Source organism: Flammeovirga aprica JL-4, assembly GCF_012844305.1.
GTDB classification, from domain to species: Bacteria; Bacteroidota; Bacteroidia; order Cytophagales; family Flammeovirgaceae; genus Flammeovirga; species Flammeovirga aprica.
The window spans coordinates 127,054-148,915 of sequence record NZ_JABANE010000004.1 but is presented as its reverse complement, the minus strand read 5'-3'; the positions used below and the strand labels follow the sequence as shown (position 1 = coordinate 148,915).

The following is a 21,862-nucleotide window of genomic DNA, read 5'->3' as shown; positions in this document are numbered from 1 at the left end:
TCCACTTATTTTTTAGAATAAGAGTGTTTTTTCCCTAGAAAATGAATTATTACTACATACTAGACCTTGGAAACAGAGGTTGGTGAATTAACAAATTCTTTTAAAGCAATTTTTTAGATCTATGATGAAAATACGTTGTTTAATAGTGGACGATGAGATATTAGCACAAAATATCTTAGAAGAATTTATTGGTAGAATTGATGACCTTGAACTTATTGGCAAATGCAATAATGGGATAGAGGCATTGAACTTTTTAAATCAAAATGAAGTTGATCTCGTTTTCTTGGATATTCAAATGCCATTGATGACAGGAACAGCACTTTTAGAAGCTTTGAAAAGTGCCCCGAAAACAATTTTCACCACTGCTTATAGTAACTTTGCTTTGGAAGGCTTTGAGCTGGATGCTATAGATTATCTATTAAAACCATTTGCTTTCGAACGTTTTGTAAAAGCAGTAGAAAAATTCAAAAGACTTCGTCAAGAACCGGTTGTTCAGCCTTCAACTTCCTCTCAAAATGACAAAGAAGATTTTCTTTATTTAAAGGAAAATAAAGTGATAATCAAAACTTTCTTGAAGGACATTATTTTTGTAGAAAGTGCGAAAAACTACGTTAAAGTGATCACAAAGGAACGTGAGATTGTAGTGTATACAACCATTACGGCAATGATGGAGAAACTCAACTTCAAAAATTTCAAACGTATTCACCGATCATTTATCATCAATACAGATTTTATTAAAACATTTACAGCCGCTTATATCGAATTGGATGAATATAAAATCCCGATAGGAAGAAACTACAAGCAGGAAGTAATGGATGAATTTGGTATTACTTTATAGATAGCTTAATAATTTAGGTAAAGAGAAAGTCCAAGTTTTCATCAAAACTTGGACTTTTTGCAATACAATTGGATTTATCACTTCATCATTAACCCACGACTTAAGTCGTAGGTTAATGATGGTGTTTACTAATGATGGTTGACTCCTGTAAAGTATTCTTTTTCCTTTTCCATAGGATCTTCATCCTGATACTGAGACTGTACATTATTTAAAGTAGTCACCAACTCCGCTAGTATAGCAGAATATTCAGGGTTTTGGGCTACATTTTGCATCTCATTTGGATCATTTTTCAAATCATATAATTCCCATTCGTCCACATCATTATAGAAGTGAATAAGTTTATAATCTTTAGTTCTGATGCCATAATGTCTCTTTACAGAATGCCAAGACGGATATTCATAATAATGGTAGTAAGTAGCAGTTCTCCAATCCGTAGGGATTTTTCCTTTATTGGACAAAACAGGAAGCAAAGATTCCCCTTGCATTTCATTGGGAACATTGACTCCACATAAATCTAAAATGGTAGGAGCAAAATCAAGGTTCATACTTAATGCATCTGTTTGACTTCCCTTTTCAATCATTTTAGGGTATCTGATCACCAAAGGCATTTTGTAAGAACTTTCATACATAAAACGCTTATCAAAATAGCCATTTTCACCTAAATGAAAACCTTGATCTGAAGTATATACAATGATGGTATTGTCCAATTCACCAATCTCTTCCAAATACTTCATCATTTTACCAATATTTTCATCCACAGCATTTACTGTTCTAAGGTAATCACGGATATAGTTTTGATATTTCCAGCTGATCAATGCTTTTCCTTCTAATTTTAATTCCTTAAACTCTTTCAGGCGTTTGTCATACGTTTTGTGCCAAGCGTCTTTTTGAGCATCATTCATACGGTTCCAAACCGCATAAAATTTAGCAAGGTCTTGATCTCTTTTATTCGCACCTGCTATATCAGATTGTTTGGCATTGTAATCTTTTTTAGAGGGTTTATTTTTAGCACCAAAAGCCTCCAATTCCTCACGACTTGCCAATTTGAAATCCCATGCATCCCACATGTGTTCACCAATCCTCATTTCCTGTTCCTTGGCTGCTGTACCTCTTCCTTCATAATTGTCAAAAAGTGTTTTTGGCTCTGGGAAAACTGTATCCTCATATAAGTTTAAAAAACGCTCAGCAGGCATCCAATTTCTGTGAGGGGCCTTGAACTGATAGATCAATGCAAAAGGTTTATCTTCTTCTCTTTGCCCGATCCATTCCATCGCTTTTCGAGTAATTACATCCGTCACGTATTCACCTTCATAAATCACATTACCTTCTTTTTCAATAAACTCAGGGCTGTAGTAATGCCCTTGTCCTGGTAAGACACTGTAATAATCAAAACCCTCAGGAGTAGATCCTAAATGCCATTTTCCAACCACAGCAGTTTGATAACCATTCGCTTTTAATACCTTAGGGTAAGTCAATTGAGTACTGTCAAAATCTTTTCCATTGTCAGTCACTCCATTGATATGAGAGAGCTTTCCTGTGAGTGCTACCGCTCTTGAAGGACCACAAATTGCGTTGGTAACATAACAGTGATTAAATCGCATTCCTTCCTCCATTAATTTATCGATGTTGGGGGTTGAACCCAATACGCCATCGTATCCAGAAATGGCTTGAGGCGTGTGGTCATCCGCCATCATAAAGATGATATTGGGACGTTTCTTAGTTACTTTTTTCTTTGGAGAATTACAGGAACAAACACTGATCGCTGTAGTAATAAGAAGAAGCTGAAGTAGTCGGTGCATAGATAATTTCATTCGTTTTCAATTGTAAGTAGGAGTAACTCATCATAAGGCCACGACTTAAGTTGTGGCCTTATGATGAGTTCTTCTTGTACTCAGGTTTAATTATTATTTTACGATGATCGTTAGAGAGTGCTTATGCGTGATATTTTTGCCATCTCCATCCAATAATCGTAAGTAAAGTTTATAAGTACCAGCAGGTAATGTGCTTGCATCAAAAGTATAAGCAGTACACTCTGCCAATGTGCCTGTGACATTACCGCCAGGAAGGTCGCCATCATAGAACCAATCTCTAAAGGCAGTCCAGTTAAATTCCGTTCCTTGCTTTTTAGTTAATCCTAAACCTTTCAATATTTTTCCTTGATCACTTGTAGGATTTAAAGCATCTTCCGCAGGAGCCTTGTCAATTTTAGTTTCCGCAAAAGTTTCACCATCAAGCGTGCCTTCATACGTGAAGTATCTTAGTTGGTAATTCACATGATTAGGCTCTCTTGGACCCCATTCTTTTGCCGCTTCAGTAGTTACAATTCCATCAGAAGCACTTACAACCAAAGGACTCGGTGTTTCAGCGTAGAAAATATTAAAACCATCTTCTACAACTACCGCGGTGTATTTAAAAGAAACCATAGCTGTTTCGTAACTTGCTTTTACATCAAAAATGTACGTTCCTTTTGCTACATTATTTTGAGTGAAAACACCTGAATTAGCATCAATAGAGAAGCCTGCGTCAATAGCATTTTGCGGTAAAGAGAAAGTTGCTTTTCCTACAAAATAATCATGGACAGTTGGAGCATCACTTGTGAAACTTCCATCACCTTCTGAAATGATTTTATATCCTTCTGCCGGTAAATTATAGCTCAATGTCAATTCAGGAGCTAGAACTTCTACTGAAAGCGATGCAGTAGTGTTACCTGCTGCGTTTTCTACCTTTATAGTAATGGTTTTTGTTTCACCAATTGCAAGCGTATGATTCTCTTTTAAAGTTACCGCTCCAGTAGTTTCATTGATTGTGAAATCACTTTCATTGTATTCTACTAATGTGTAAGTCAATGGAGCACTTCCGTCTGTAGTTGGAGCAGGAATTGTTAATCCTTTTCCTTCTGCCACTTGGAATGAAGTTTCAGCATAAGTCAATGTAGTTGGAGCAATTTGTACAACTTTTACAGTAAGATCCGTTGCAAACTCACCTGCTTCATTGCTTACTTTTACAGTAACTGTATGCACTTGATCCGCTTCAGTGATGGCTAAAGTATGTTCGTTTTTCAATGTTACAATACCTTCTTCAGAGATGCTGAAATTACCCTCCATATCATCGACAAGTCTATACATCAAAGTAGGGCTTCCATTGGCAGTTGGAGTAGAAGTTACAAAACCATCTTTACCGTATACCACTTCAAAAGCCTGTTTCTCATACGATAACTCAGTAGGGGCAATAATTGCATTTACTTTTACAGTGATATCCGTGGTGAATTCTCCCGCATCATTACTTACTTTTACAGTTATAGTATGTGGTTGATCTTCAGTTGTAACTGCTAAAGTATGTTGCTCTTTTAAAGTCACAATGCCTTCTTCAGAAATACCGAAATTCCCCTCCATATCATCCACCAATTCGAAGCTTAGCGGATCACTACCATTTGCTGTAGGAGCCGAAGTTGTAAATCCTTCTTTACCACTTGTTACTTCAAATGCTTGAACTTCATAAGAAAGTGCTGAAGGAGCGAGTTGATTTACTTTGATCGTAATATCAGTAGTAAATTCTCCTGCGTTGTTACTCACTTTTACTGTTAATATATGAGGCTGATCTTCAACGGTGATGTCTAAAGTATGTTCCTCTTTTAAGGTTACAATTCCTTCATCAGAAATACTAAAATTACCATCCATATCATCTACTAATTCAAAGCTTAAAGGATCAGTTCCGTTCGCTGTTGGAGCAGAAGTAGTAAATCCTTCTTTCCCGTAAGTGACTTCAAATGCTTGTACTTCATAAGAAAGTGCAGTCGGTGGAATTTGATTGACTTTGATAGTGATATCAGTAGTAAATTCACCAGCCTTGTTGCTTACTTTTACCGTTAAAATATGCGGTTGGTCTTCAGTTGTAACCGCTAAAGTATGTTCCTCTTTTAATGTTACCACACCTTGCTCCGTAATGCTGAAGTTCCCCTCCATATCATTCACTAATTCAAAACTTAAAGGAGCAGTTCCGTTGGCAGTTGGAGCCGAAGTAGTGAATCCTTCTTTCCCAAAAGTGACCTCAAACTCTTGTACTTCATAAGTAAGTGCAGTTGGTGGAACTTGATTTACTTTGATGCTGATCGTCGTCTTAAATTCACCAGCATCATTGCTCACTTTTACTGTCAAAGTATGCGGTTGATCCTCTTCAGTGATAGCTAAAGTATGTTCATTTTTTAGAGTAACAATCCCTTCTTCAGAAATACTGAAATTCCCATTTAGATCATCTACCAATTCAAATTTCAAAGGACCGCTTCCATCTGTGGTAGGTACAGAAGTGATGAATCCCTCTTTCCCACTTGTTACTTCAAATGCTTGAACTTCATAAGAAAGAGCAGTAGGAGCCACTTGTTTTACAGTAACGGTGATAGTCGTCGTAAATGTCCCTGCATTATTACTTACTTTTACCATCAGTGAATGTGATTGATCTTCAGCTGTCACTGCTAAAGTGTGTTGATCTTTTAGTGTAACTACACCTTGCTCAGAAATGCTGAAGTTTCCGTCCATATCATCCACCAATTCAAATTTTAAAGGATCGCTACCGTTAGTTGTAGGAGCCGAAGTAGTAAATCCTTCTTTCCCGCTAGTGACTTCAAATGCTTGTACTTCATACGAAAGTGAAGTCGGTGGAATTTGATTGACTTTGATGCTGATATCCGTTGTAAATTCACCCGCCTTATTACTTACTTTTACTGTAAGAATATGCGGTTTCTCTTCTTCTGTAACAGCAAGCGTATGCTCTTCTTTTAGTGTCACAATACCCTCTTCAGAAATAGAGAAATTACCGTCAAAATTATCCACTAATGCGTACATTAAAGTATCGCTTCCATTAGCAGTAGGTAACGAAGTCACAAACCCTTCTTGACCGACAGTGACTTCATATGCTTGAGTTTCATATGAAAATTCCGTTGGAGGAATAATAGGGATCTCCTTGATCTCCACTGTAATTGTATCTCTTAGAGAGCCAAACTCATTATAAGCTTCAATGATGACTTCTTGAGTAGATGCTTCATAGGAGTGCATTTCAATTAATGAAACCACACCAAGTTCATCTACAGAATAACCGTCTTCTTGATTGATAATTCTAAATTGTATTGGTGGGTCACCATCCACTTCTGGCTCATTGGTAGAGAAACCTTCCTCTTCAAAAATCGAAAATTGATTTGGTTCATAATTAAAAACCGAAGGGACCTTTTCGTCTAAAATATCCTTGACATCGTCTTTTTCGACGTCACATGAAAATATTAAACCGAATAGTGAAGTGAGTACTATAAGTTTACATATAGCAGAAGAATAATAATTCTTTTTCATGTTGCTTTATTTTTGATTCACTAAAATTCAGGGCGAAGTATAGGGTACTTTGCTCTTGTGTTTGTTTAAAAAATTTATCCTTGTGGGTAGTGTAAATGTGTTTATTGTTTCCGTTGTATAAGTGATATCAGGAACATCTACCCCCATTGTTTTAAAAAAAATCAATGCTTAAAAATTGATTTTCGATGAATAGATTTTTACACCTCAGATAATGTATATTCTTGATGGAATACAGGGTACGTTGAAATGGTAAATGCAGGACTGACGTCAGGTGTCCTATGGATGTAACCCTTTCAAAATCTGATCAAGCTGTTACACATTTAAAATCGGAAGTTTTGGATTTTATTTTTCAGCCTACTCTGCGTTAGAATATCATCACGTAGCTTTAGCTATGCTCTTTTATTCTGCCTTGATTAGACTAAAAAATAAGAATTCAACTTATCCCAATTTTAAATGTGTAACAGCTTAATCCAAATTTAAATAAAGTTTTGCCTACATTTTTTGGGTGAAATTCTATAAAGGACGAGAGGTAATTTTGAAGGGATAAAAAACGGTTTTTGGAGGTTGGAAAAATAGAGGGGAGTGGTGAGTTTATGGGATAAAATTTAGCTTTTGTATTCACAGATTTGATTTTTGCTTCAAGACAAAAGTAATTGAGTGTTTCGTGCACCATAGTTAAAACTATGGGCAGGTGATACAGGAACCTATCCAAGACTAAATCTTGAAGGTTGATAACGGAGGCAACACTTTAGTGTTGTCGGAGACAATATCAACAGCCCATGACTTCAGTCATGGTGCACGGTATTTGGGTTTCATTTCTATTAAACTTATATAAAAAAGCCCTGCACAGCATCTACCAACTGTACAGGGCATCCAATAAACCACTCAAAACTAACTACTCAATTATAATTGTAAGAGCATGTTTGTGAGTGATATTTTTACCATTGCTGTCCAACAAACGTAAGTAAAGTTTGTAAGTGCCAGCAGGTAAAGAACTTGCATCAAATGTATAAGAAGAACATTCAGCTAAAGTGCCTGTGACGTTGCCTCCAGGGAGATCGCCTTCATAGAACCAGTTTCTAAATGCGGTCCATTCAAATTCAGTTCCTTGTTTCTTTGTTAAACCTAACCCTGCTAATATTTTACCTTGATCTGTAGTTGGGTTTAAAGGATCTTCATTGGCTGGCGTTCTATCAATTTTTGTTTCAGCAAATGTTTCACCGTTCAGCGTTCCTTCATAAGTGAAATACCTCAATTGATAATTCACATGATCAGGTTCTCTATCTCCCCATTCTTTTGCAGATTCTGTGGTAATAATACCATCTGATGCACTTACTACCAATGGTGAGGCTGTTTCAGAATAGAAGATATTGAAACCATCTTCAACGATCACCGCAGTGTATTCGAAGGTAGCAGTAGCACTTTCATACGTTGCTGTTACGTCAAAGATATATGTGCCTTTGGTAACATCTGTTTGTGTGAATTCTCCAGTAGTTGCATTGATAGAGAATCCTGCATCTAGGGCATTTTGTGGTAAAGAGAAAGTGGCTTTTCCTTTATAATAATCGTCCATTGTTGGTGTTGCACTTGTAAAGCTTCCGTCACCTTCTGAGATGATTTGATACCCTTCTGCCGGAAGAGAGTAACTGATTTTTAACTCAGGAGATAACACTTCAACAGATAGCGTTGCTGTGGTGTTGCCTGCAGTGTTTTCTACTTTTACAGTGATGGATTGTGTAGTGCCAATACCGAGTGTGTGATTTTCTTTTAAAGTAATCGCACCTGTGGAGGTATTGATCGTAAAATCATCTCCAGTATAATCCATTAAAGAGTAAGTCAATGGAGCACTGCCGTCTGTAGTTGGAGCATCAATAACCAGACCTTCACCTTCTGCTACTTTGAATGAAGTTGCTGCATAAGTCAATGTAGTTGGTGCTTCTTGTACAACTTTTACGGTAATGTCAGTTGTAAACTCACCTTCCTCATTGGTTACTTTCACAGTAAGCGTGTGCACTTGATCTGCTTCAGTATGTGCAAGTGTGTGAGTATCTTTTAGCGTAACCACACCATTTTCTGCAATAGAGAAATTCCCTTCAAAGTCATCTGCTAAACTGTATACCAATGGAGCACTTCCGTTTGTGATCGGCGTTGAAGTAACAAAACCGTCTTTTCCGCTTTTCACTTCATATGCTTGTTGTTCATAACTTAATGTGGTTGGCGCTGCAACTTCAAAGACTGCTATTGTAATGTCTGTAGATGTTTCACCATTGGTATTACTCACTTTTACGGTGATAGTATGCGGTTGATTTTCTGCTGTTACTGTCAAAGTATGTGCGTCTTTTAAAGTGACAATTCCTTCTTCAGAAATAGAGAAGTTTCCATCCATATTATCTGCTAAACTGTAAACAAGTGGAGCACTGCCATCCGTGGTTGGAACTGAAGTTGTAAATCCGCTTTTACCTTGTCCTACATCAAAAGCCTGAGCTTCATAAGAAAGGGAAGTTGGCGCAATTTGAACAACCGTGACCGTAAGATTTGTCGTTGTTTCACCAGCATCATTACTTACTTTTACAGTGATTGTGTGAACCGCGTCACCCTCAGTAAGTGCAAGTGTGTGTTCATCTTTTAAGGTGATAATTCCTTCTTCGGAGATAGTGAAGTTGCTCTCCATATCATCCACTAGACTATACGTTAATGGAGTACCGCCAGTAACTGTAGGGGCTGAAGTTACAAAGCCTTCTTTACCAAATACCACTTCAAATGTTTGTGTCTCATAAGAAAGGTCAGAAGGAGGGACTTGATTTACTTTGATAGTAATATCAGTCGTAAATTCACCTGCAGTATTACTTACTTTTACAGTAAGTGTATGCAATTGATCTTCCGCTGTGATTGCTAAAGTATGTTCGTCTTTTAGCGTTACAATTCCTTCTTCAGAAATAGAGAAATTACCCTCAAAATCGTTGACTAAGGTGTATTTTAATGTATCACTTCCATTGGCTGTAGGAGCTGAAGTTACAAAACCATCTTGACCAACTAATACCTCAAAAGCTTGTACTTCATACGAGAGTTCCGTTGGAGGGATAATTGGAATTTCATTGATTTGAACAATGATCGTATCTCTCAACGAACCGTAATTATTATAAGCTTCCACGATGATTTCTTGTGTAGAAGCTTCTTGAGTGTGCATTTCAATCAATGACACCACACCCAATTCATCTATTGCATAGCCATCCTCTTGATCCAAAATTCTAAAAAGAATGGGAGGTTCACCATCCACTTCAGGTTCTTGAGAAGTAAAACCTTCTTCTTCAAAAATGGTGAATTCATTCGGGTTATATTGAAAAACTTGAGGAGCTTTTTCGGTTAATATTTCTTGCACGTCATCTTTATCGACATCGCAAGAAAATGTTAATCCTAGCAGAGAAGTGAGTAGTATAAGTTGATATATTGTAGAAAAATAATAATTCTTTTTCATGTTGTTTTATTTTTTATTTCACAAAAATTTTGAACACAGCGTAAGACGCTTTGCCATTACTAATGTTTAAAAAATACATCCCTTTTGGCAGGGTACTTATGTTTATTGTTTCTGTTTTAATCTGATGAACATTCCATTGAGAAGTGAGTACATTCTGACCCATAGCATTAAAAAGTTCAACCTCTAAAAATTTGTCTTCGATGAATAGATTTTCATAACTCAAATGAAGTACATCTGTAACAGGATTTGGGTACACTTTAAAAGGTGAATTATTTGGAAGATCGATGGCATTTACAACATCGGGGTTTTCCAAAACCAAATCAATTTCTCTCCCTCCTTTGGAATTAAAACGAATGTAAGTATTTCCATTTCTGTTAGACAAACTGCTGACACTTTCATGTTCTTCAGATAGTTTCCATTTACCATTTAAAACTACCTCAAAATCAAAGTATCGGCCTTCATCAAATACCGTCTCAGGACTGACGTCACGTGTCCCGTTTAGTTTAATTCTCCCAAAATCAGGTTGAGTTAAAGATAAAAAAAGTTCTGCTCCTTTTTGCTGGCTCATCACCAATAAAGGATGGGAAACGGATCTTACATGACCAAAAGCAGTTTCTACAGGTTTGAAAAAATGGAATCCATACACGTCCTCTTCCGTTTGACGGACGATATGGGCAAATTCATTCTGTTGGAGTATTTCATAAGGCAAAGATAAACTTAAATTTTGCAATTCCTCAACTGATTTTTGAACAAGAACTGCATATTCATATTGACCGTTTTTAGTATTGTTACCGTGGTCCAGCCATGCCACCGCATAGTTACCAAAGGTGTCTTTTGTATCTTGATGATTTCTTGAGGTCTGATACTGCCTTCTGATTTCTATTTTCTGTCCCTTCGGGAAAACATAACCATTACCCATGGCATCTCTTAACCAGTAATTTTGAGAAGTGGTTTTTGATTTTTCATAATTCATGGAAGTGGTAGCCTCCGTGGAGTTATCAAAAATAGGCTGATCAGATGGAGAAGAAAGGTAATTTTGAAAGAGAATCGTCTCTGTCTTATTGGAAGATGGAGATTTGATATTTGAACCCAAGCAAACAAAGAAATCTTCAAAAAAGAAAACTGATTTTTTCGCTTCAAAACCAATTTCATAGGTAGGGTCTGCTAGATCCAAACCAAAACTACCGAAGTCATCCGAAAGGCTTGTTCCACCTAAAAATGTACGGTCTGAGAAACTTCTATGCTCAGAAGAAATACCACTAAACCTTAAATCCTCCATCGATTGTCGAATGACTGTTGTGCCTGGGAACCTGTTCCAATCCCATCCATCAGAAAGTTGGAAACCACTTTTCTCTGCATCAATTTCATCCTCTCCAGAAGCCAGAATTTGTAAAGCACCATAACCACCATATCGTCCATAAACGTTGTCATCACCCGCTTCAAAATCATAAATATATTGGCTAAACCCTTTGGCACTCACCATCCAATTGTCCTTACGGAAAAATACACTTCCACCATAGGGCTTCACAAAAACACCTTGAGGATCTTCTTCTTCCACTGCAGTTCCTTCAGAAGCATCCAACATCATATCAATAGCTCCAACGGTATTGAAAAAGGTGATTCCTGTAGATGTACTATTAAAAGTACTTGCTACCAATTCATTTTCAGGTCGCCATAATCTTTTAAATACACCTTCCATTTCCTGATCTCCCGTAAGGGCCATCATGGCATAAGCAGGAAGTATGCTAGGGATAATATGAGGGTTGAAAATTCTACCATTGATTCCTTGAGGAGTAGAAAACTTATTGGCCATAATTCTCTGTGTCAATAAAGCTTGTTTTAAGTTTTCTACAGAAGAATCTGCCAATTCAAACTCGGTGTTATGTAACAGATAGTGAATGAGAGAAGCTAAATGAAAACCATTGGGAGCATAAGCGTTGGCGTAAATTCCTCTATGATGATACCCCGTATAATCCTCTTTGATAATACCGGCCCATCCTGGCTGAATAGTTAAACAGTCGTTGTACCACTCCACCAAATAACGCATATAGTGGGCCTTCTCTGGAGAGTCTTCCATGGCTAAAACATAGAAAAGGCGGAAGATAAAATTGGTACGCATATCATCAGCCGTACTCTCAAATCTTTCCTGATCAAATACCTGATTGAAAACGGTGTACCATCGGATCGTTGCCATCTCTCTAGTCAGACGCCCCGTCGCTTTCAATTCCTCTTTCAATAGCATAAAAGCGTGTATATATCCAGACGACCTGTTGGTTTCATGGTCCAATGTTTCAATACCACTTCCCACAGCCCAACCTTGGTCGTACATATAATCAAACAGCAAGAAAGCTTTCTCAAGACTTTGTTCATTTCCATTGATTTTGTAATCCAATGCTAAAGGCGTAAATACCCTTTGTGCTACATCTTCATTGAATTTCGGTTTGTAAGGAGAACGGCTTGAGAAAAGAGGAACTCCCGTAATACGTCCATCTTCATGACGGACAATATTATAATCCTCAAAGTTCTCAATTCCTTTTTTGATAAAACTTTGAAATGCTCCTTCTCTTTGTTGATGTGCTTTGTTATTACTGTATTTCTCACTTCCGAATAACCAATAGTTGTACCTTTCTAAAATGGTTTCAAAACTTTTCTTTTCTTCTTCAGTAATGTCAGAGGCAGTGGGCGGTGACGGTTCTCGTTCATACCAGCTGTAAGTATCCCAAACTCCATCATTTTTTGGAAGCTGAATTTGAAAGTCAGACATTCTATTCCATGGAACATCCAAGGCGAAATCCATCATATCAAAATAAAGAGTACCTTCTTGATTGGGAGCCAAGATTTCCATAGAAGCTATATTTCCTCTAGAAGTTTTATACCCTAAATCATCTCGGAATCGGATCCAATTCCCTCTCCATCCTTTAAAATTAATACTGTACTGGAAGGTGAAAAGGACTTCGTCTTTACTGTTTTTAAAGTGAAACTCAATAGTATCTTCGAGAGCTGTTTCGTTATATACCCAAAAGCGAATTCCTCCGTTACTTTGGATACCAGCTTCTGTCAATTGAGGATCATTGACGATCAATTTGTTAGTGTTGTTTTCAAAATCCCATTTCAAGGATTGCTCACCATGTTTGTAATGACCTTTGGAAACAGAAATTTGTCCTAGGCTATTTGTTTTCCAAAAACCCGGCGGACTTTTCTCTTCAAAAGATTCAAATACAACATCTTCCGCCAATGAAAATGTGATGCTCGAAAGGCAGAATAAAAGTGTAAATAAAATTTTTCTCATTAAAGTAGTTGAATTATGCAGTTGCACATTTGAAATTGGGAGGAGTTGGATTATTATTTTTTAGTCTCATCAAGGCAGAATAGAAGAGCGTAGCCTTAGCTAAGTGATGATATTCTAACGCCGAGTAGGCTAAAAGAGAAAATCCAAAACTTCCGATTTTAATTGTACAATTGCTTATGTAATTAAAAAAACACTCCAACCCTAATCATTCATTTCATCTTGTGGTTGGTAGTTAATAGGAATGGAATGTTGAGTTGGGTGTGTGTTGTTTATTGCTTCTTTTTGTACGTAGACCCATAGTTGAAATGATGGGTTTTTGGGAAGCTATCCCATGTTTTGTGTTAAGTGCTAAATAGAATAATTGGGCTCAAAATGTGGTTCGATGGACATTGCATTAAAACCTCCAACGAACCACAACCGGACCATTTTCTATATTCTACAATGCCGTAGAAGCTTCTCGATCCAAATACACTGCTACATTTTGGTGCAATTGCAAATAAGTAGCAGGCACTTGATCCGTCACAATGCCATTAATCATTTCATTGACGATAGAGGCTTTACCTTCACCCCACGCCATCATGATTATTTTCTTTGATTTGAGGATCGATCCCACGCCCATCGTTATCGCTTCAGTTGGCACATTATCAATGCCACCAAATCCCTTGGCCGCATCTTTTCGAGTCAAAGGATCTAAAGTGACTATTCTAGTGAGGGTATTCCAATCAGAATCAGGCTCATTAAAACCGATATGCCCTGTACGGCCGATCCCTAGAAGTTGTAAATCAATACCACCCGCTTCGCTGATTTTCTTTTCATAAGAAGCACAATAATCATTTACCTCTTCCTTTGAAATAGTACCATCAGGGATATTGACATTTTCCATTTCTATATCAATATGATTGAAAAGGTTTTCCTTCATAAAGTGTACATAACTATGTTCCGATTGAGGGGACATAGGGTAGTACTCATCCAAATTGAAAGTAATGACATTTTTAAAGCTCAAACCTTCCTCTTTGTGCAGTCTTATTAATTCAGCATAAAGTTGAAGAGGTGTAGAGCCAGTGGCAAGGCCCAAAACGGTTTTTTCACCTTTACTGTTTTTTGTTTTGATGAGTTGAGCAATAGCGCTGGCTGCTTCTTTTGAGGCAGTTTCTTTGTCTACGAAAACTCGTACATCTAGTTTTTCGGAAATTTTATCCGCGATTAAGTTCATAATTAAAGTATTTGAAGAGCGTCGGTTATAAGTACTGTGACAAAAGTTTTGTGACTTTTGTCAGGGATGAGGTAAGAATGAAGAGGGAAGAGATGTGGTTCGTAAAGTGGTTTTATGATGATTTTTGAACCATAACACGAACCATTTTTCTTACCTCTTTCTTCTTTCCTAGTACTTAATTATAAGAGAAGTACTTATGAAGATTGATTATTCAACTCATAAAGGACAGGAAATGGCTTATTTTCAGTAATCGAAAGGTATCTAAGAATCGCTTCCAGATAATAGTAATCAGCATAACTTAAAGTGTTGTCGACTTCAGAATTTCTACGGAAATTACCTGTAGCATGCTTGAGGATAAAATGTCCATTTTCACCTGCTTTCGCTAAATATTCAGGAGTGGAAAGATTCCTTAAAATTTCTTCAGCAATTTTGAAATATTCCTCACCATTTTCAGAATAAAGGCTCAATTCCAATAAAGCAGAAGCATTAAGTGCTGCCGCAGAAGCATCTCTAGCCGTAGGAGTTTCAGGAGCTCTGTAATCCCAATACGGAATGCGGTCTTTAGGAAGGTTGGGGTTGTTGATAATGAATGAAGCTATTTTTTCAGCATGCTTTAAGTAAGCGGTGTCTTTGGTGGCTCTATAAGACATTGTATAACCATAAAGTCCCCAACCTTGTCCTCTACTCCAAGCTGACGTTTCATTATATCCGTTATTAAACGTCATCTTAATTCTTTTTCCCGTTTTCTTATCATAGTCTACAACATGTGGACAGCTGTAATCTTCACGGTAATGATTAACTAATGTTTTATCGGCGTGTGAGACGGAGATATTGTGAAACTTGTTATTCTTTGATAATCGAGAAGCCGCATAAAGCATCTCCAAGTTCATCATATTATCTATAATCACAGGGCAATCAAAACCTTTATCCATTGTTTGAATCAAGGCATCGTCCCATGAACGGATTAAACCCAAAGTTGAATTGAAGCGAGAGCCTAATGACTCTGAGGCAGTGATAATTACCTCTTTATAATGAGGATCTTTTTTCAATCTATACCCATTTCCGAAACTACAGAAAATACGGAATCCCACATCATGATCGTGTCTGTTATTTTTCTGATCCTCAAGAAGGTCAGTTACTTGTGTAGCCAATTCTGCCCATTTCTCCTCACCGGTATACTCATACATATACCAAAGTGATCCTGCATAAAAACCACTTGTCCAGTCTTCAATAGGCACCAATCCTCTCTCTTTTGAACGGGGCATTTTACCCGTCTGAAGTACTTCCGTTTTCATATTATCCAAGTGCAAAGCTGCAACACTCATCGCATTGACCAACCATTTTGGCCTTTTCTCTTGCTCTGCTTTGGCTTGGCATCCAGCAAAAACGAATATACTTATAGCGTATACAAGTACAATAAATCTCATTGTCTAAAAAATTTGAAGTTCTAATCATCAATAAGCTAAAGCAGTCACTTGCTTTATTGATTTTGTTTTATCTGAGTACTTGGATAAAAGAAAACGGACATTTTATCTTATTTTTTTATCCTACTCTTCGTTAGATTTTTATCTCGTAGCTACGGCTATGCTCTGCAAATCTGCCTTGATTAGAATAAAAAAATAGCAACCTAAAATTGTCCCTTTTCTTCTTTCCAAGTACTAAAGTGGCCTGTTCATAAAATAAAACTGTCTGATTTTGGATTTATGACTGTCGATTTTTGAATTTTAAACGATTCAAATGAAAAGAATCAGTATAGAAAACATCTCATTATTTTTTATCTGAAATGCTTAAAAATCGATAATCAAAAACTGATTATGAATAAACCTTGATTCAATCTAGCAGGATGTATTTTTACCAACAATTTTTTTATACAGACTGCAATTACCAATGGTCTAAGGGAGGTTACCAAGGACAAAGGAAAGATGTAAAATGTATGTTGAAAGGAGTTGTATGTAATGTGATCTTTGATTGTCCGTTTCCATTTTATTTTTAAACTTTAAAAAAATGAAAAATAATATATGCTGATTATCAATTGTGCTATTGTTTAAAATGTTACATATTTTAAAGCATTGATAATCAGATGTTAGAGTTTCTTGTTAGAAGAGGGTTATTCTTGGTAGAACGAAATAAAAATGAGAATTTGAAGTGAGATTTTGGTAAGTCAATTTTTGTTTAATGATAATTTTCATCTACTTTTGTGATGTAAGAATATCCCAATTTCATTTTTTCGGGGATCAAAAAACTACTTATTATCTAGGGCCAAGTTCATAAAAAATAAACTGTCTGATTTTGGATTTATGACTGCCGGCATTTGGCTTTTTTGCCTTTCAAATTAAAAGATTCATTCATAGAAAGCATCGCTATATACGAGTTGCGTCTGTATGCTTATATCTAAAAAATCACTATCCAAATTCTTTACGAAAAACCCTATTTTTTAAATTAAACAATAAGTAGTGTTATGAGAAATTCATATGTAAACTTTTGTAAGTTTTTATCAATTGCTTTTGCTTTATTCTTATTCATAGGTTGTGCTGAAACTAAACAACAAGAAAAGAAAACGATCACAAAGCGCCCTAATTTTTTAATCCTAATGTCAGACAATCAGTATGTAAAAGACTTAGGTTGTTATGGCAATAAACAACTCAACACGCCTGCCATCAATAAAATTGCAAAGGAAGGAGTGAAGTTTGAAAATGCCTTTTGTGCATCACCATCATGTTCGCCTGCAAGAGCAGCAATGCTTACGGGGCAGGAAATCTGGAGACTTGGTGCGGCGGCAAATCTTTGGGGTGATTTCCCAAGAGATTTACCGGTTTATTCGGAAATGCTGGATGAGGCAGGTTATTTAGTAGGTATTGAAGGAAAGGGCTGGGGTCCTGGAAAAGCAGAGAAATCAGGTTGGGAAATTAACCCTGGTGGAGAACGCTATTCTTCTTTTGAGGAATTTTACAACGAAAGAGAAAAAGGACAACCATGGATGTACTGGGTAAGTAGTCGTAATCCACACCGTCCATTTAAAAGAAACGGATGGAAGAAATCGGGTGTGAAACTAGAAGATATTGAAGTGCCTCCTTACTTGCCAGACACAGAAGAGGTAAGGAAAGATATTGCTGCTTATTATGATGAAATTCAAGGTTTTGATGAGGAAGTGGCTTCTTATATGTCATTAATTGGTGAAATGGGACAAGCGGAAAATACAATCGTGATTGTTTGTAGTGATAACGGCTGGCAGATGCCAAGAGGCTTAGCGAACCTTTATGAATTTGGAACAAAAGTGCCTTTGATTATACATTGGCCAGAGCATTTTAAGGGTGGAAGAGAAATTGAAGATTTTGTTACACTCAATGATTTTGCTCCAACTTTCTTAGAGCTTGCGGGACTGCCAATTCCTGAGGAAATGACCGCTAAAAGTTTGGTGAATATCTTACAATCAGAGCAATCAGGAATGATTGAAGATAGAGATTTTGTGGTAACGGCTAGAGAGAGACATGCTTTTGTTCGTAAAGGTGGTTTAGGCTACCCAGGTAGAGCCATTCAAACCAAAGATTTCCTTTACATCAAAAACTTTGAGCCTTCAAGATGGCCTGCAGGTGATCCACCACTTTTTGGCGATGTAGACGCACACATGTTACAGTATGAGTGTGGTACAAAACTTTATATGTTGGAGCATCAAAATGATCCTGAGGTAAAACCAATGTTTGATTTAGCGTTCGGAAAACGCCCTTCAGAGGAATTATTTGATTTAAGAAAAGACCCTAATCAAATGGTCAACCTTGCCAACGATCCTGCTTATGCACAAGCATTGGATAGCATGAGAACAAAACTGACTGACTACCTAACTGAAACAAAAGACCCTAGGGTAATCGGTGGTCAGGTAGCGTTTGATGAGTATGAGTATTATATGGATGCTGATAAAAAACCTAAACCAGGTTATAAAGCGATTGAAGCATTAGGTTTGGACGAAGAATATAATTATTTATAAGCCTAAAACTTCTTTCCTCTTTTCGCCTCATTATATTACATAGTGAGGCGTTTTTTGTACTTGGAAGAATAACAAGCTATAACCAAAGTTGAGGCTTTCTTACCCCGTTAGAATTAGAATTTAATTGTATAAAAGTGCTGAGTAATTTTTAATTAAACTCAGCACTTCCTTAAGGGTTACATAACGATAACTTTCGACATACAGAACTTTTGTAAGTTATTTAAACTCTTGTTTTTCGTCATCTAAGAATATTAGAATTACTTTATTGCATGTTATTGAATTAATATTCTTTTAGAAGCTACTGAGTTGCCACTCTTCACTTTTAGAATATAGATGCCTTTGGGAAACCTGTTTAAATATGCCATTGATACTTTTATATCCCTTTCATTGCTTTTAAGAGATTTGAGAGAAATAAGTTTTCCTTTAGTATTGAAAATTGAAATTTGTAACTTATCACTCTTTAAGTTGTGAATACATAATACTGAATTACTGGAAATAGGGTTATTCAAAATTTTGATTGAGAACTCATCAGTACCCGAAAAGTTGTTGACTTGTATTGGCCCATAAACAGCAGACTTCCCATCTAAGTCGAATTGTAAGAGACGATAATAAAGGTTTCCTTCAAAATTTTTTGATGAATCATAATCTCTAAATTCATAGTTTGTTCTTATATGTGAAGTACCTTGCCCTTTCACATTTCCTAAAATAGTCCAGTTTTTATTGTTTTCAGAGACTTGAATTTGAAAATAATCAGAATTTAGTTCAGATGCTGTGATCCATTTTAAGGTATTGAAAGTTAGATGTTTTTCTACAGAAAAGTCAATTAATTCCACAGGAAGAGGGTCATCATGATCTATGAGTATACTTAGTAGAGGTGGGTTTTGTAATAATCTACTTTGAATTTTCACTTCATTTTGAGAGACTTTAGAATCTTCTAACCAAAATGAAACAATCGAGTCCTGGGATTGAATTTTTTTATTGATAAAAGAAGTAATGTCGATAGTATTGTACTGGTTGAGGTCATTAATTGTTTGTGTATTTATTAAGTTAGTTTTCTTTGGGTTTGTTTCCCATGTCACAGATTCTTCAAACCAATCATTGCTCTTTACTGAGTATGTAGATAGATCAATTTCAGAATTTAAAGCGCTTGTAAATAAACATAACTTTGCATCTTTAATTTGAGGAGCACTCATTAAAAGGCTGATATCAAATTTCAATAACATAACACAATTCTGATTTTTTTTTCCTAAAATCGCATTATTGTCCCAGTTGCCATTTAAACACAATGTATCCTCACGAATTGTAGCATCATCTACTGCCGTAAAATCAATGGTATTATTATCTTCAGAGTGAAAAAACGATAAAATAAGTGTGTCTGATAATATTTCATCTTTATAGATCCCATTTACTATTAGTGTATCGTTTCCACTATCTTTTGGTAAATACTTTAATGAATAAGGACTAGTTGATACATCACCAATTAAAGTACTTCCATGATGAAAACTAACTTTTTGCAAATTGCCATATGGATCTGAAGCACCGGCGGAAAGTGTTACAGAATCGCCTAAGAATAGTGATGATAGATGAGAAGGAGAAATAAAAGAGACTCTTTGAGAAAATACATCATCTCTATCTTCTGAAGGTTCTATTTTTTCAATAATGTCTGCTCCTCCAATATCAGAAGTTATAATCTCTAGGCGAGGAGGGTTTGTTTTTGTTCTGCTGTCAAATTTTACGCGTGATTCCGAAAATTCACTATCTTCAATCCAAACACTAACTAGTTTATCTGCATTTGAATGCTTTCCCTTTATATATTTTGTAATATCAAATTCAAAATATTTTCCTACTGAATTTATCGTTGTTTCTGCTACTTTTGCACCTTTTGATGGTTTACTATTCCATGTAATTGAGCTCTCCTTCCAAGAATCTCCATAGGCTTCAAATAATGATAAATTGACATTGTCTTCTAATGAGTTAGTATAAAGCTTTAGTTTAGCAGACCTTATTTCTGGTTTGTTAATTATATCTTTAATATTAAACTTGAACAAACCTATAACTGTAACATTTTCTTTGCCTCGAATTTCTACATTGGTCCAATTTCCATTTAAATCAGGTTGGTTTTCATTTATTGTAGCATCATCAGTAGCTGTAAGTGTAGTTGTATTAAAAGATGCGCCTATTGTAATTCCAAGGGTATCTCTTTCTGATTTTTTATTTTCCATATTGGTTGATTGGGCACTAATAATAAATGCACCCGTTTTAGTAGAAGTCCAATCTATACTATATGGCCTAGTAGTATCAATACCAATAGAGGTATTATCAACAAAGAATTCAACTTTTGATATATAATCATCTTCATCATTTGCATCAGCAGTTATAGTAATTGTGTGAGGTGTATCATAATTGGTAAGGTGAGAGGGAGATGTTATTTCCACTTCTGGTACTTTAGATCCCACTTGAATGGAATGGATTGAAGATGTTGTATAATGATTATCCTCGTCTACTGTTATTGCTTTAATATCGTATGCCCCATCTTCAGGCGTCCAATGTAAATTATAAGGAGCATCTTTATCAATCCCAATTGAAATATCATTCGCAAAAAACTCTACAAACTTTATTTTTCCCTCGGAACCAATTTTATTTCCGGCAGGGTCAGCTGCAGTGGCATTGAGACAGACTAATGCTTTAGTTGGGAAATTTTCTGAGTTCAATGGGCTTGTAAGTGTAATCTTAGGAAGATGCGCTTGATCTTTTGCCCAAACATCAACAGGAACTGAGATCTTATCAGTAATATTTACAGCATCGAAATATATAATTCTTTCATCTCTTATCTCTGTATACATGCCAAATTTTGTATATCCGTTCTCATTTTTATACAAGTTTGGTCCGTTATAGGTAAATACTAATTCACCATTTAACCAAATCTTGAAAACTCCATTATTGCCCTGAGAGTGTTTGACATAATATTTTAGATCATTCCATTCATCAGGTTTTGCATAACCTATTAAATCTCCTTCACTTTGTTCACTTTCCCAGTGTCGATTACTTTTAACGGTAAGTTTATAATCTCCCATATTGCTAAGCTTAACCTGCATATTAGGTTGTCCTCCGCCATATTGTTTCCATTGGGTTATAATGGTAGAATATTTAGTCTCTTCATCCCACATAGTCTTAGGAGGGAAAAAACTTAAAGAATAATACCTTTCCTCATTGGGAGAAAATCCAATATTAGGATTAGAGTTAGATAATTCAGCTCTGTACGCATAATCATGATTTGGGTAATTACTTCCATCTGCATGAAATTTAAGCACATAATTTCCTTCTCTAGCCCATGAAGGAGCATATAATGCTGTGATAGAGTGAAGTTCATTGGCAATAAATCTTCCATCACTGTTTTCAACCTCACTATTGTTATTTTTAGAATAGCTCTCAGTAAGAGGTATAGGAAGCCCACTATCAACCGTTCCTGTTTCTGCTCCCACATTGAGGTTGAGGTTTTGAGAAAAAGTGGAAATCGAGATAGTATAGAGCATAAAATTAAGCAGGAATAATTTTAAATAATTATTCTTTTTTTCAAGGAAGTTTGTATGTGACATTGGCTTAAATTTTTGAGTTTCTCTTAGTAGTCACCTTCCCCCATTCATTAAGAAATAAAAAATTGAGTACATAAAAGGTAGAAGAAACTTTAAAGAGAAGTCAGTTTAGTTTTTGATTGAAAAATAGTTTTGT

General features: G+C 36.1%; 9 protein-coding genes. 2 read left to right on the top strand and 7 right to left on the bottom strand.

The window, feature by feature from the left end:
* Positions 1 to 121: 121 nt before the first annotated feature.
* Positions 122 to 838 (top strand): LytR/AlgR family response regulator transcription factor, encoded by a 717-nt coding sequence (locus HHU12_RS02425; protein WP_169654649.1) that lies wholly within the window; start codon positions 122 to 124, stop codon positions 836 to 838.
* Positions 839 to 966: 128 nt separating this feature from the next.
* On the opposite strand, the gene HHU12_RS02420 is transcribed toward HHU12_RS02425, so the two are convergent.
* The 6 genes from HHU12_RS02420 to HHU12_RS02395 all read right to left on the bottom strand — a co-directional run bounded on the left by HHU12_RS02420 (position 967) and on the right by HHU12_RS02395 (position 15,578).
* On the bottom strand, positions 967 to 2,637 hold the full coding sequence (locus HHU12_RS02420) for a sulfatase family protein (RefSeq protein WP_169654647.1): 1,671 nt from the start codon (positions 2,635 to 2,637) through the stop codon (positions 967 to 969).
* A 105-nt stretch (positions 2,638 to 2,742) separates the two neighbouring features.
* Positions 2,743 to 6,174 (bottom strand): hypothetical protein, encoded by a 3,432-nt coding sequence (locus tag HHU12_RS02415; protein WP_169654645.1) that lies wholly within the window; start codon positions 6,172 to 6,174, stop codon positions 2,743 to 2,745.
* A gap of 895 nt (positions 6,175 to 7,069) precedes the next feature.
* Complete coding sequence (locus HHU12_RS02410) at positions 7,070 to 9,649, bottom strand: hypothetical protein (protein ID WP_169654643.1); 2,580 nt, start codon at positions 9,647 to 9,649, stop codon at positions 7,070 to 7,072.
* Between the two features lie 13 nt (positions 9,650 to 9,662).
* Positions 9,663 to 12,938 (bottom strand): chondroitinase family polysaccharide lyase, encoded by a 3,276-nt coding sequence (locus HHU12_RS02405; RefSeq protein WP_169654640.1) that lies wholly within the window; start codon positions 12,936 to 12,938, stop codon positions 9,663 to 9,665.
* 436 nt (positions 12,939 to 13,374) lie between these two features.
* Positions 13,375 to 14,151: a glucosamine-6-phosphate deaminase gene (gene nagB / locus HHU12_RS02400; protein ID WP_169654638.1), complete on the bottom strand. Its 777-nt coding sequence runs from the start codon at positions 14,149 to 14,151 to the stop codon at positions 13,375 to 13,377.
* A gap of 194 nt (positions 14,152 to 14,345) precedes the next feature.
* Positions 14,346 to 15,578 carry a glycoside hydrolase family 88 protein gene (locus tag HHU12_RS02395; protein ID WP_169654636.1) on the bottom strand — a complete coding sequence of 411 codons (1,233 nt, stop codon included), beginning with the start codon at positions 15,576 to 15,578 and terminating at the stop codon, positions 14,346 to 14,348.
* Positions 15,579 to 16,609: 1,031 nt separating this feature from the next.
* On the opposite strand from HHU12_RS02395, the gene HHU12_RS02390 reads away from it, so the two are divergent.
* On the top strand, positions 16,610 to 18,133 hold the full coding sequence (locus HHU12_RS02390; RefSeq protein WP_169654634.1) for a sulfatase family protein: 1,524 nt from the start codon (positions 16,610 to 16,612) through the stop codon (positions 18,131 to 18,133).
* 272 nt (positions 18,134 to 18,405) lie between these two features.
* Here HHU12_RS02390 and HHU12_RS02385 read toward each other — a convergent pair whose 3' ends face one another.
* Positions 18,406 to 21,729, bottom strand: coding sequence for a CBM96 family carbohydrate-binding protein (locus HHU12_RS02385; RefSeq protein WP_169654632.1), 3,324 nt, complete (start codon positions 21,727 to 21,729; stop codon positions 18,406 to 18,408).
* Positions 21,730 to 21,862: the final 133 nt, after the last annotated feature.

What these genes read in the sequence shown, in the direction of transcription:
- HHU12_RS02425 (WP_169654649.1), top strand. Translation starts at nt 122, where the DNA reads ATGATGAAAATACGTTGTTTAATAGTGGACGATGAGATATTAGCACAA.
- HHU12_RS02420 (WP_169654647.1), bottom strand. Translation starts at nt 2,637, where the DNA reads ATGCACCGACTACTTCAGCTTCTTCTTATTACTACAGCGATCAGTGTT.
- HHU12_RS02415 (WP_169654645.1), bottom strand. Translation starts at nt 6,174, where the DNA reads ATGAAAAAGAATTATTATTCTTCTGCTATATGTAAACTTATAGTACTC.
- HHU12_RS02410 (WP_169654643.1), bottom strand. Translation starts at nt 9,649, where the DNA reads ATGAAAAAGAATTATTATTTTTCTACAATATATCAACTTATACTACTC.
- HHU12_RS02405 (WP_169654640.1), bottom strand. Translation starts at nt 12,938, where the DNA reads ATGAGAAAAATTTTATTTACACTTTTATTCTGCCTTTCGAGCATCACA.
- nagB (WP_169654638.1), bottom strand. Translation starts at nt 14,151, where the DNA reads ATGAACTTAATCGCGGATAAAATTTCCGAAAAACTAGATGTACGAGTT.
- HHU12_RS02395 (WP_169654636.1), bottom strand. Translation starts at nt 15,578, where the DNA reads ATGAGATTTATTGTACTTGTATACGCTATAAGTATATTCGTTTTTGCT.
- HHU12_RS02390 (WP_169654634.1), top strand. Translation starts at nt 16,610, where the DNA reads ATGAGAAATTCATATGTAAACTTTTGTAAGTTTTTATCAATTGCTTTT.
- HHU12_RS02385 (WP_169654632.1), bottom strand. Translation starts at nt 21,729, where the DNA reads ATGTCACATACAAACTTCCTTGAAAAAAAGAATAATTATTTAAAATTA.